Here is an 11,867-nt window from a genome sequence, read left to right on the forward strand (position 1 = left end):
GATGCGTGTGGGACGTGGATGACGACAAAGCTTAAGATCACCGCGATCAAGCCCTATCCGGTGTGGGTAGGAATCCGTAACCAGATGCTCGTCAAGGTCGAGACCGACCAGGGCATCTTCGGCTGGGGCGAGAGCGGCTTGAGCGGCCGCGAGAAGGCCGTGGCGGGCGCGGTCGAGCACTATCGCGAGTTTCTCATCGGCCGCGACGCCATGCAGATCGGCCGGATCTGGCAAGAGCTTTATCGCAGCCAGTACTTCGAAGGCGGGCGCGTTCTGCAGGCGGCGATCTCCGCCATCGACATCGCCCTTCACGACATCAAGGGCAAGGCGCTCGGAGTGCCGGTCTATGATTTGCTCGGCGGCAAGCAGCGCGATCGCATTCCCACATTCGCCTCGACCGGAGACGAGGCCGAGAGCGATACCGCCATCGAACGAGCCGGCGAATTGCGCGCGCAGGGTTGGCAGGCGATCCGCTTCTTCCCTACGGGACAAAGCAGCAAGGACATCTTTGAGCCGCGCGTATCGATCGGCGCGACCGCCGGCATGCTGAATAAGGCGCGTGAGGCGTTGGGCGACGAAGTCGTGCTTGGCATCGACTATCACCATAGGCTGTCAGTGGCCGAGGCGGCGAGCTTCTGCAACAAGCTCGGCCGCGGCGTGCTGGATTTCCTCGAGGAACCAATACGCGACGAGACGCCGGAGGCCTACGAGACCCTGCGCAGGATGACAGACATCCCGTTCGCCATCGGCGAGGAATTTGCCAGCAAGTGGCAGTTCCTGCCCTACATTGAGCGTGGCATCCACCAGTTCAACCGGCTCGACGTCTGCAATGTCGGCGGGCTCACCGAAGCGATGAAAGTCGCTGGCTGGAGCGAGGCGCATTATGTCGACTTGATGCCGCACAACCCGCTTGGTCCGGTGTGCACAGCCGCGACCGTGCATCTCGCGGCTGCGGTGCCCAACTTCGCCTGGCTCGAGACCAGGGCGCCCGAAAGGAAGCTGGGCTTCGACAATTCCGAGTTCTTCCCCGTGCAGCCGCGGCTGGACGGCACCCATTACCCGGTCGGCGATCTGCCGGGCCTCGGCGTCGAGGTCAACGAGGCGGCGATCCAGGCGCAGAGTTTTCGCTTCTGGGAAGCGCCGCATCTCAAGCGCCGCGACGGTTCCGTCACCAACTGGTAATTCAATTCATTCGGAGTCCATCTGTCATGACGCATACCCCCGACATCACCCGGCCGGCCAAGGACCTGATCGACGCGCTGAAGGAGATCGGCGCTGCGACAGTGGCCGGCACGCTTGGTCACATGGGCTTCCGCAGTCCGCACATGGTCGGCCCGGTCGCGCAGATCCGTGGCAAATCGATCGTCGGACCAGCATTGACGCTGCAGTTTCTGCCGCAGCGGCCCGACCTCTTCAACGAGGGGGAATATGCCGATCCGGAGACACAACTGCACCGGCACGTGCTCTATCACGCGCAGGAGGGCGATGTGGTCGTGGTGGACGCGCGCGGCGACATGAGGTCGGGCGTCTTCGGCGATATGATGTCGACCTATTTCAAGGGCAGAGGCGGCGCCGGCATCGTCATCGACGGATGCATGCGCGACCGGCCCAATGTCGAGAAGCTCGACCTGCCGCTATGGCTGCGCGGCTGGACGCCCAACTATCATGTCCAGACCAGCATCTATCCCAATGCCGTCAACGTCCCGATTGCGTGCGGCGGTGTCACGGTGATCCCTGGCGACATCATCGTCGCCGACGATGATGGCGCGGTGGTGGTCCCCGTCTCGATGGCGCCCATGGTGATCGAAGAGGCGCACAAGCATCACGAATGGGAAGAGTTCTCACGCGAGAAGCTCATGCAGGGTGCGCCCTTGCAGCGTTATTATCCCCTGCACGACGATGCTCGCGGCGAGTACGAGGAATGGCGCAAAACAAGGCGTTAGCCGCTACTGCAATACAGGCCGACAGTCGGCCGAACGACACCCTCAACCGGCCACGCGCTGCCGCTCCTCAGGGTAGTCATACGATCGCCAGCCGGATGCGCCGCTTCGCTGGCCCGCCAACTCGGAATGATCCCAATATCCAAAACTATCGGCACCCTACCCCAACGGGGGTATATACCCCGGCGATATGCTCCCTGAAAGTAGTCTCATGGAGATTGAGGGGTATGCGCGATAACTGGTCGATCTGGAACCAAGACTGCGACGTCGCTCTGTCATTCATGGATTTGAGAGGCACGATCGATGCGCCGCTTGGTTGATCATGGAGCGATGAGCGCGGTCGGCTATGCCACACCCTGGAGCGTAAGGCCCGGCCAGCGGGTGGAACTTGGCCTCTCCTGCAGCCGGTCGGTAGAGAGCGTGCGGATATGTCGGCTGGACACGCAAGCCGCGGACTTTGTGAATTGGCCAATCGAGGCGACATCCGAGCCGGACGCGCATCGCAGCTTCGATCATGGATCGTACCTTCGCCTGCGTGCCGAGGAGCTTGCAAAGGCGCCGGCCGTCAAGGGCATCCGCTTCGAGCTGCTTCTCACCCGCAACATGGGGCCGCGCACGATCCTGGAAGCGGGATCCTTTCTGCTGAGCCTTCGCGATGGGGCGATCGCCTTGGAGATGCGCAACGATCGTCTGTTCACCGCGGCGGTTCCGCAAGGGGTTTGGCTGACCGTCGAGCTCGGTGTGAATGTGGACGAGCCGTTCTTCAAGCTGAAATCTCACGACCTCCTCGCCCCTTACGAGTTCAAGCGGCGATTGCGCGACGCCGAATGGCCTCCGCAAGGGCCCGACATCCTCTTCGGAGCGAGCGGCTCTCGAAGCGAGCTGACGCTCAATGCGAGATTTGCGGCTATTCGGCTGGAGACTTCTCAGGGACCAATCGCCTGGGATTTCCCGACTCTGCTGCCGGCGGGACCGATCCTGTCTTCAGGCGGACCGGTTCCGCTGGCGCTCGATGTGGTCAATCAGCCCACATTCTGCGTGACATCGGCGCGCTGGGATGGATCGAGCTTCGACCCGCGGCTCGTACCTTCGCACTACGATGCCATCCATTGCCATGACGATGACATGGGACCGCTCCAGTGGCCTGCTTCCCATCGCGCCGGGGTGCCCGAGGATGCGAAGCCGGGTGTATACGCATTCCAGGTGGAATGGGACGGCGGCTACGAGCGCATCGTGTTCTTCGTCACCTCCGCGCGTGCATCGTCACCGCTGCTTTATCTGCTGCCGACCGCGACCTATCTCGCTTACGCGGACGAGTATCTCCCCGACCATCTCTATGAATGGAAGTGCGACGACCGCGGACACCGCTTTGCCATCGCAAACAGCCTCAGGTCGCTCTACGACTACCACTCCGATCTCAGCGGCGTGTCGATCTGCTCCTATCGCAAACCCAAGGCGACATTGCGGGACGACTACAACTACCCCCTGTGCGGCTGCCCTCACAACCTGCCGGTCGATCTGCATTTCCTCAGATTCTGCAACGAGAACGGCATAGCGCTCGACATCGTCACCGATCACGATCTGCATCGGCAGGGGATCGAAGCTCTCCGCTGGCATCGGGCCGTCGTGACCGGAAGCCATCCGGAATACATGTCGACCGAGATGGAAGGGGCACTGCGGCAATTTGCGGCCGAGGGCGGCAGCATTGCCTATCTCGGCGGAAACGGCTTTGCCGGAACGGTCGCCTTCAAGGACGAACTGATGGAATTGCGCCGTTCGCCCCTGGAATCGGGCCGCACATGGGACGGTCCGATCAGCGAACAATACCTGTCGATAACCAACGAGCCTGGCGGCCACCTTCGCTCTCGCGGCCGGGGCGAGTTTTCGCTGGTCGGCGGCGCGATTTCGCTGATGGGTTTCGACGGCGCGCGCCCGTTCACGCGAACGCTCGAAAGCCACGCGCCGGAATGCGCATGGCTGTTTGAAGGCATCGAGGACGAAACCTTCGGTTCGGAAGGCATCGTATTGGGTGCTGCCGCGGGTTACGAGGTGGATGCGACGAACCCGGCCTTGGGCACGTCGGCCGACACCATCGTGATCGCCCGCGCGACGGACTTTCCAGCCGGCTTCTTTCAGGATACCTCGCGCTGGTACGAGGGCGGGGATGAAGAACGCGCCGGCCGTCGCTGCGCTGAAATGACCTTACGAAATCTTGCTGCGGGTGGCCTGATCTTCTCAGCAAGTTCGGTCGCCTGGTGCGGCGCGCTGCCTGCCGGCAAAGCAATGAACGATGTGGGGAGGATCACCCTAAACCTGCTCAACCATCTCTCGGCACGACAAAACAGGAGGCCAACTCCGACGCCGGGCGATCAACCTCATGAGGAGAACTGAAATCCTGAAGAAATTGGGACTGGCAATCACCATTGTCGCAATAGCCATGAGCGCCGCCTGCGCGGATACCATCAAGCTCGGGCTGCAGCCCTGGCTGGGCAAATGAACTTGGCTAACCGGAGGAAGAAATTAGTAAGAGGGGCAAAAGTCGTGGCGAAGTTCCCGGATCGCTTGTCGTCGCCGATGAGCCGGCAGCACAAGCGCTTGATATCATTGAACTCGTAGCAGTGCGATCGAGTGTGCATCGCCTGCTCGTCACGACTTTTGCCCCTCTTACAGATGTGCCGGCGGTATTGATTTTATTGGCTTTTTTCGCGGGTCAAAGTCGAAGGAGCGGTGCTGCTTCCAAAAATGCCCGCGACGGCCTTCGACCGCGGGCATCGAGAGCGTTTCGGGAAACCAGCAGTCAAATGTTGGCGAGCAATTCGTTGACGCGGCTTTCCATGTCGGCAAGTGCGGCATCGACGTCCTTCTGGCCGGTGATTGCAGCGCTCATCTCTTCGCCCACAATGTCCTGGATCGCAAACTGGCGCTGCACTGCCGACGGCAGCGGCCTGCCGAGATCGGCGACCGCGGCGATGGTATTGCGATGCGGCAGCGCCTTGAAGGCGTCCGAGGCGATGATGGCCTTGTAGGCCGGCAGGTGGCCGGTGCGCGACCAGTCGAAGTCATGGTCCGCGAAGAACTTCAGGAACTTGCCGATAGCCGCGGTCTGTTCGGGTGTGCGGTCCTTCTGCGAGACTGCCCAGGTGTGGCCGTCGGCATATTGCGCGTGGGCGCCGGCAAATAGCTGCGGATACGGGTAAACCGCATAGCCGCCCTTGTTGAGGGCCGTGCCCTTGGTTTCGGACTGGGCGTTGTTGTCGCCGACAACCCACGTGCCGTTGAGCTGCACGCCACCTCCACCGGCAAGGAAGGCGTTGATGGCGCCGCCATAGTCGAGGTCCTTGGTGGTGTAGCCCTTGTCGAAGATCGCCTTGTACATCTCGACGATCTTCTTGGCTTCCGGCGTGTTCAGCTTCACATGCTTTGGATCGGCGAAGAAATCGGAATTCTGCTGGAAGAGATAGGTATAGAGATTGCGCGTGTAGAGCGCGGTCTCATTGGCGAGGTTCTGAACGAAGTAAGGCTTGCCGGTCTTCTGCTTGAACTGTTCGGCCTGGGCGAGCAGTTCCTCTGGCGACTTCGGAAGGATCGGCGTGCCGTCGGCATTGACGAGATCAGCCTGTTTGAAGAGATCCATGTTGATGTGATAGAGCATCGTCCAGCTGTCGATCGGCAGGCCGTAGATCTTGCCGTCCTTGGTGGCGCCGTTGCGCGCCGCGTCCGTGAAGGCATCGGGTGTGACGCCGACGGACTTCAACAGATCGTCAAGCGGCATCAACAGCCCCTTGGACTGGTAATCCGAAAGCACGGATTCATGGATCGTGACGATATCGGGTGCATCGCCCGAAGCGAACTGCGCGGTCAGCTGGTCATAGCCCGGCCATTCCACAGTGCTGACGTTGACGTGAACATCGGGGTTGTCGGCGTTGAACTTGTTGATCAGCGAGGTGATGATGCCGCATTCGCCTACTGCCTTGGCGACATCGGTGTTGGTGCCGAAATCGGCATCGCAGGCACCGAAAAAGCGCTGCACGGTCAATTCCGTCGCTGCAAGGCTCGGGCTTGCGAGCATCAGCACGCCCGCGGAGACCGCTGCAAACAGGACTTTCTTCATTTTCATATCAGTTCCTCCTACTGAGTCTGCGCCACTCCACGCTGGACTGGCTTCATGCTTCAATCGCTGCGACGCACTCCCCGCCGTCAGGCAATCTCGTCATCGCACCGCGGCGCCCGAGACGGCCGTGACGATGTATTTCTGGAAAAACAGGTAGACGATCAGGATCGGCGCGCCGGCGAACACCGCCTGCGCCATCAAGAAGCCGATGCCTTCCGACTGGGCGAAATTGGTCTGTGTCGAGGCCATGCCGACCGTCAGCGTGTACATATCCTTCTTGGTTGCCGAGATCAGCGGCCACAAATAGTCGTTCCACGCGCCGAGAAAGGTGAAGATGCCGAGGGTTGCCTGGGCGGGCACCGTGAGCGGCAAAAGAATCTTCCAGAAAGTCCTGAATCGGCCGGCATTGTCCAGCATGGCGGCTTCGTCCAGCTCCTTCGGGATGGCCTTGAAATACTGGGTCATCAGGAAGACGCCGAATGAAGCCGACAGGCCCGGGAGAATGAGCCCGTGATAGGTGTTGTGGAAGTTCAGCATGCTGAATATCTGATGGCGCGCGACAAGCACCGCCTGTTCCGGAACCGCCAGGCCGAAGAGCACGATCACGAACAGGACGTTTCGGCCGGGGAAATTCAGCCGTGCAAAGCCATATCCGGCAAGCGATGACAGGATCAGCGTTCCGAGCGTCAATCCTCCCGAGACGATGATGCTGTTGAATACCCAGACGAACACCGACGAGGTGCCGATGGTGTTGATGTAGTTCTTCAGAGTATAGGGCGCCTGAAACACCGAATTCGGATTTGCCATCAGCTCGGCATTTTCCTTGAGCGACAGGCCGATAACCCACAGAACCGGCGCGACCATGACCAGGGAAAGCAGGATGACCAGAGCCAGCAACACGCGGTCGCCGAATGCGCGTCCCTTGATGGAAATGGCTGGAGCCCTCATGCCTGACCTGCCTTGTTGCGCGTGACCAGGTACTGGGCCATGGCCGCCATCAGGATGAGGATGAACAGCACCTCCGAAGCCGCGGCACCCATGCCGAGATCCCAGCGGCGGAACGCGGTGTCGTAGATGTAGAGCACGATCGGCTTGGTCAGGTTATTCGGACCGCCGCGTGTCATCAGCCAGGCCTGGCCGCACAACTGGAACTGCAGCACGATCTGGACGATGACCACCAGGACGAAGGTACGTTTGATCGACGGCAGCGTAATCGAGCGCAACGTCTGCCAGCGATTGGCATTGTCCAGGGCTGCCGCTTCGTAAATATCCTGCGGAATCTGCTGGAGGGCCGAGAGAAAGAGCATCATCGGCAGGCCGATGCACCACCAGACGGTGGCAATGGCGATGCCGATCATCGCCAGGCTGGGATCCGAAATGAAGGCCGGTGCCGTTGCGCCGAACCATCCGTAGATCGTCGACAGAAGGCCGACATTCGGAATGAACACGATGCGCCAGATCAGTGTGACGATCGTGACCGACAGCACCGAGGAAGAAAAGAACAGGGTCCGCAGCACCGCGGCAGTACGGGTGCGGCGGTTGAGGCAAAGCGCGAGAAAAAGGCCGATCAGCGCCAAGGTCGGAACGGTAAGGAGCACGAAGTAGAAGGTATTCCAGACCGATTGCAGGAACACCTTGTCGTGAAACAGCCTGATATAGTTGCCGAAACCGACGAAGTTTCCGGATGAGAAAGTGTCGGCCTTGTGGAAGCTCAGCCACATTCCCCAGAACAGCGGGACCAGCAGAAGCGTCGTGAAGAAGAACAGGAACGGCGCGACGAAAATGAAGTTTCGCCATTGCGGTGCGTAGATATCGACGCTGGCAGCTCCGAAGCTGGCGGCCGGAAGCGCGGTCCGCGGCGTCGCCCGTCGGTCACCCATGTCACACCTCCCTCGCGTGCCAGGCGCGACCGGTCTCGCCGAACAGATGCGATTTCCGGCCGTCGAAGGCGAGCCCGACCTTGTCGCCGACCGCGACGCGGCTGTTGCCAACATCCGAGCCGACGATCTGCTGGCCATCGCCAAGCCGGGCGTAGACCAAGGTGCGTTCGCCGAGCCGCTCAAGCACATCGACCACGCCGTCGGCATTGCCCTGTCCGGCGGCAACGATGCGCACGTCTTCCGAACGGATACCGAAAGTGCATTTGCCATCGATCGTCTGGTTGGAGGCGATCTCGGTGTGAACCGATACACCGTCCGCGAATCTGGCGGTGGCATTCCTGCTCGATCTGTCGAGCGTCGCCTCAACAAAATTCATCGCCGGCGCGCCGACGAAGCCTGCGACGAATTTGGTCGCGGGGCGGTCGTAGATTTCCATGGGAGAGCCGATCTGCTCGATCTTGCGATTGTTCATGACGACAATGCGGTCGGCGAGCGTCATCGCCTCAATCTGGTCGTGGGTGACGAAGATCATCGTCGATTGCAAGCGCTGGTGCAGTTGGGCAAGCTCGATGCGGGTACGGGTCCGCAATGCCGCATCGAGATTGGAGAGCGGCTCGTCGAACAGGAAGGCCTTCGGCTCCTTGACGATCGCACGGCCGATGGCGACGCGCTGCCGCTGGCCGCCGGAGAGCTGGCCCGGCTTGCGCTCGAGCAAGTGCTCCATTTCGAGGATGCGGGCGCTCTCCTTTATCCGCGCGTCGATGACGTCGCGCGGCATGCCGATATTCTCAAGCCCGAATGCCATATTGTCGCGCACGCTCATATGCGGATAAAGCGCGTAGGACTGGAACACCATGGCAATGCCGCGCTTGCCCGGCGGCAGATGATCGATACGTTCGTTGTTGATGGCTATCTCGCCGGTATCGACAGTTTCGAGGCCCGCGATCATGCGCAGAAGCGTCGATTTCCCGCAGCCGGACGGCCCGAGAAACACGATGAATTCGCGTGCCTTGATGGAGAGCGACAGATCATCCAGCACCATCATGGCACCGAAATGCTTGCTCACATTCCTGATCTCAATATCGGCCGTCACGTCGAGCTCCTCCTCAGCCCATGCACTTTCCGACAATCCGCCTGAAGTCAGAGCTTCAGGCGGATCATCTGGTAGGAATAGGCCGGCAGCGAAAGGCGGAGCTTGCCGCCCGCCACCGAGGCCCCGGTCCCTTTCCTGGGGCCGACATTGCCGGGGTCCTCGGCAGAATTGACGGCTTTCAGATTCGCATGCGTCATCACCTGGTGATCGACGATGTCGGCCGCGCCGAAGCCGGTGATGTCGATCACGGTTTCGATTGCCTCGCTCGAATGGCGGTTGATGGCAAAGAAGGTGACATGTCCGGTTTCCGTATCATGCACGCCGGCGACGTCGACATATGAAACGTCGCCGGCGACCGTGGAGCTGTAGGTCGGGCTTGCCACCTTGAGATCCAGCGCATTGCCGCGGCCGTAGATGGAGGCATAGAGATAAGGATAGAAGATCGTCTGACGCCATGCCGGGCCGTTGGGAACGGTCATGATCGGCGCGATGACGTTGACCAGTTGCGCCAGGCACGCGATCTTGACCACGTCTGAACGACGGATGAAGGTATTGAGGATCAGGCCGACCTGCAGAACGTCCTCGAAATTGTAGATGTCTTCGAGCAATGGCGGGGCGAAGGGCCAGCCCTCATTGCCGCCAAGGATCTTCTTGTCCTGCTCCTTGGAATGGTACCAGACGTTCCATTCGTCGAACGAGATGTAGACCTGCTTCTTGGAGCGCTTCTTGGCTTTGATATAATCGATGACGCCGGCGACCGAGACAATGTAAGCGTCTAGCTTCTCGCTCATGGCAAGATAGTTCGGCGCGTCATTGGCTTCATTTTCGAAATACATGTGCAGCGAGATGTAATCCACCTCGTTGTAAGTATGATCGAGAACGGTCGCTTCCCATTCCGGGTATGTCGGCATCTTGGCATTCGATGAGCCGCAGACCACGAGTTCGAGTGACTTGGAGAAGGCACGCATCGCCTTGGCGGTCTCGTGGGCCAGGCGGCCATACTCGTCGGCGGTCTTGTGGCCGATCTGCCAGGGGCCGTCCATCTCGTTGCCAAGACACCAGAGCTTGACGTCAAAGGGCTCCTTGCGGCCGTTGGCGATGCGCTTGTCGCTCCACTCGCTGCCGCCGGGATGATTGGTGTATTCCAGGAAGTTGCGGGCCTCATCGAGGCCACGCGAGCCGAGATTGACGGCCAGCATCATCTCGGTGTTGGCCGAGGCGCACCAGTCGGCAAATTCATGCAGGCCGACTTCATTGCTTTCCGACGTATGCCAGGCAAGGTCAAGGCGCACCGGGCGCCCTTCCTTGGGGCCGACGCCATCTTCCCAGTTGTAGGCGGATACGAAATTGCCGCCGGGATAGCGGACGATCGGAACCTTGAGTTCCTTGACGAGATCGATGACGTCGCGACGCATGCCATTGTCATCCGCCGTCGCATGACCCGGCTCATAGATACCGGTGTAAACCGCCCGCCCGAGATGCTCGATGAAGGATCCATAGAGCCTCGGATCGATCTTCGAGACGACATAGTGCGGATGCGCCGTGACGGCTGCCTTCATGCATTCCTCCAACAATATCACAAATTATGATTTAAATCACCTTGTTCGATATCAAAGGGGAGCGGCGCACGTTCGTCAAGTCAAAAACAGCCAAATGTCTGACAATTGAACGGCACCTTCGATCGTCAATGGAGGCAAACGTCTGAAATTGCTGCACTATCCTTGAAACCCGATTTGATGATATCAACCTGTCTTGATTCTGAGCAGAATGTCCTGATCGTAATTTCCAAACCCCTTGCCGAAAATATTGATTCCGCCGGGACGCTCGGCATCGTCCTTCACACCGATACGAACTCGGATTGAATGATGGCCTTTGAGATCAAGGGCGGCGAGGCTGGTCTCGGAAATCCTGACCCCGTCGACATAGGTGCCGTCAGCGGAAATTCGCCAGTTCTTCAGCTTGCCATATTGCGAGCCCTTGAGCTTCCACCAGGAGGGCGTGAAGACGCCGCGCTTGTCGCCGAAATCGCCGGGCGATGTCCAGGTGCCGACATCGATGCCATTGATCGTCAGCGTGATGTCGGAGGGCCAGTCAGCGCTGGTGCCCGGCACCTCCGAGGACAGTTCCATCACCACTTCAAGTTCAGTGATCTCGGCATTGGCGAGCTTGGCATTGTTGGGAAACTGGTACTCGACAAAGCCGCGCGTGAACCACAGCAGCCCGGCTTTCATACGGTCCGGATCGAGGAAAGTGTGCGGCACGTCGAGCAGACCGATGATTCCGTCCGGAGAACACAGGCCGCAGGGCGCCGTCACCTCGAAGCCAGTGTAGAGCCCGATCGGCATCGACACTTCGATGGCATTGTTCTTGACCGCGCGATACTCGCTCTTGAACACTACGAGCACTTCCTCGGCGGTCGGATAACAGATCTTCTGGCTGCCCTTCTTAGCCTTCTGGTTCTCGGTGCGAATCAGGCCCGCATCCTCGAGCACCTGGATATTGGTGGAGACAGTCGATTGCGGCAGCGACAGCACGGCGGCGATGTCGTTGACATTCATCGGCCCCTTCTCATGCAGCAGCTTCAGCACGGAGATGCGTGCCAAAGAGGCCAGCCCCTTGAGGACGGCGATGCCTTCCTCAGGTTCGATCACCAGAAAATTGCGACTCATGGATTTCCAGCCTATGCAATCCGTACCCGAAATCAGCTTGTATATCGGGATAATTGATTCAATCAATGCGGCGGCGGCACTCCATGCTACTTTTGGGTTGAGCGACCGCGATGGAGGCCATTTCTCATCACATCGCCCATGATGAGAGCACGAAATTCAAGAACAGCCGTCTGA

General features: G+C 59.9%; 9 protein-coding genes. 3 read left to right on the plus strand and 6 right to left on the minus strand.

All coding sequences use genetic code 11. The annotated features are described in order from the left end of the window. Positions 1-18: 18 nt before the first annotated feature. The 3 genes from FJ956_RS00590 to FJ956_RS00600 all read left to right on the plus strand — a co-directional run bounded on the left by FJ956_RS00590 (position 19) and on the right by FJ956_RS00600 (position 4,331). On the plus strand, positions 19-1,182 hold the full coding sequence (locus tag FJ956_RS00590; protein WP_140677780.1) for a mandelate racemase/muconate lactonizing enzyme family protein: 1,164 nt from the start codon (positions 19-21) through the stop codon (positions 1,180-1,182). A gap of 26 nt (positions 1,183-1,208) precedes the next feature. Beyond that, positions 1,209-1,943 carry a ribonuclease activity regulator RraA gene (locus FJ956_RS00595; protein WP_140677783.1) on the plus strand — a complete coding sequence of 245 codons (735 nt, stop codon included), beginning with the start codon at positions 1,209-1,211 and terminating at the stop codon, positions 1,941-1,943. A 300-nt stretch (positions 1,944-2,243) separates the two neighbouring features. After that, complete coding sequence (locus FJ956_RS00600) at positions 2,244-4,331, plus strand: N,N-dimethylformamidase beta subunit family domain-containing protein (RefSeq protein WP_140677785.1); 2,088 nt, start codon at positions 2,244-2,246, stop codon at positions 4,329-4,331. 406 nt (positions 4,332-4,737) lie between these two features. Here the strand turns inward: FJ956_RS00600 and FJ956_RS00605 are convergent, their stop codons facing one another. The 6 genes from FJ956_RS00605 to FJ956_RS00630 all read right to left on the minus strand — a co-directional run bounded on the left by FJ956_RS00605 (position 4,738) and on the right by FJ956_RS00630 (position 11,693). Then, entirely contained in the window at positions 4,738-6,057 is a 1,320-nt protein-coding gene (locus FJ956_RS00605; protein ID WP_140677788.1) for an extracellular solute-binding protein, read from the minus strand. Between the two features lie 93 nt (positions 6,058-6,150). Then, complete coding sequence (locus FJ956_RS00610; RefSeq protein ID WP_140677790.1) at positions 6,151-6,999, minus strand: carbohydrate ABC transporter permease; 849 nt, start codon at positions 6,997-6,999, stop codon at positions 6,151-6,153. Beyond that, complete coding sequence (locus FJ956_RS00615) at positions 6,996-7,931, minus strand: sugar ABC transporter permease (RefSeq protein WP_246681600.1); 936 nt, start codon at positions 7,929-7,931, stop codon at positions 6,996-6,998. Before FJ956_RS00615 ends, FJ956_RS00610 begins: the two co-directional genes overlap by 4 nt. A 1-nt stretch (position 7,932) precedes the next feature. After that, positions 7,933-9,024 (minus strand): sn-glycerol-3-phosphate ABC transporter ATP-binding protein UgpC, encoded by a 1,092-nt coding sequence (ugpC, locus tag FJ956_RS00620; RefSeq protein WP_140677792.1) that lies wholly within the window; start codon positions 9,022-9,024, stop codon positions 7,933-7,935. Between the two features lie 47 nt (positions 9,025-9,071). Next, positions 9,072-10,583 (minus strand): alpha-N-arabinofuranosidase, encoded by a 1,512-nt coding sequence (locus FJ956_RS00625; protein WP_140677794.1) that lies wholly within the window; start codon positions 10,581-10,583, stop codon positions 9,072-9,074. Between the two features lie 183 nt (positions 10,584-10,766). Next, positions 10,767-11,693, minus strand: a complete 927-nt coding sequence (locus FJ956_RS00630) for a helix-turn-helix domain-containing protein (protein ID WP_140677798.1) — start codon at positions 11,691-11,693, stop codon at positions 10,767-10,769. Positions 11,694-11,867: the final 174 nt, after the last annotated feature.

Source organism: Mesorhizobium sp. B2-4-3 (genome assembly GCF_006442815.1).
Lineage (GTDB): Bacteria > Pseudomonadota > Alphaproteobacteria > Rhizobiales > Rhizobiaceae > Mesorhizobium.

Coding starts and splice junctions, on each gene's coding strand:
- FJ956_RS00590 (WP_140677780.1), top strand. CDS start 19: ATGACGACAAAGCTTAAGATCACCGCGATCAAGCCCTATCCGGTGTGG.
- FJ956_RS00595 (WP_140677783.1), top strand. CDS start 1,209: ATGACGCATACCCCCGACATCACCCGGCCGGCCAAGGACCTGATCGAC.
- FJ956_RS00600 (WP_140677785.1), top strand. CDS start 2,244: ATGCGCCGCTTGGTTGATCATGGAGCGATGAGCGCGGTCGGCTATGCC.
- FJ956_RS00605 (WP_140677788.1), bottom strand. CDS start 6,057: ATGAAAATGAAGAAAGTCCTGTTTGCAGCGGTCTCCGCGGGCGTGCTG.
- FJ956_RS00610 (WP_140677790.1), bottom strand. CDS start 6,999: ATGAGGGCTCCAGCCATTTCCATCAAGGGACGCGCATTCGGCGACCGC.
- FJ956_RS00615 (WP_246681600.1), bottom strand. CDS start 7,931: ATGGGTGACCGACGGGCGACGCCGCGGACCGCGCTTCCGGCCGCCAGC.
- FJ956_RS00625 (WP_140677794.1), bottom strand. CDS start 10,583: ATGAAGGCAGCCGTCACGGCGCATCCGCACTATGTCGTCTCGAAGATC.
- FJ956_RS00630 (WP_140677798.1), bottom strand. CDS start 11,693: ATGAGTCGCAATTTTCTGGTGATCGAACCTGAGGAAGGCATCGCCGTC.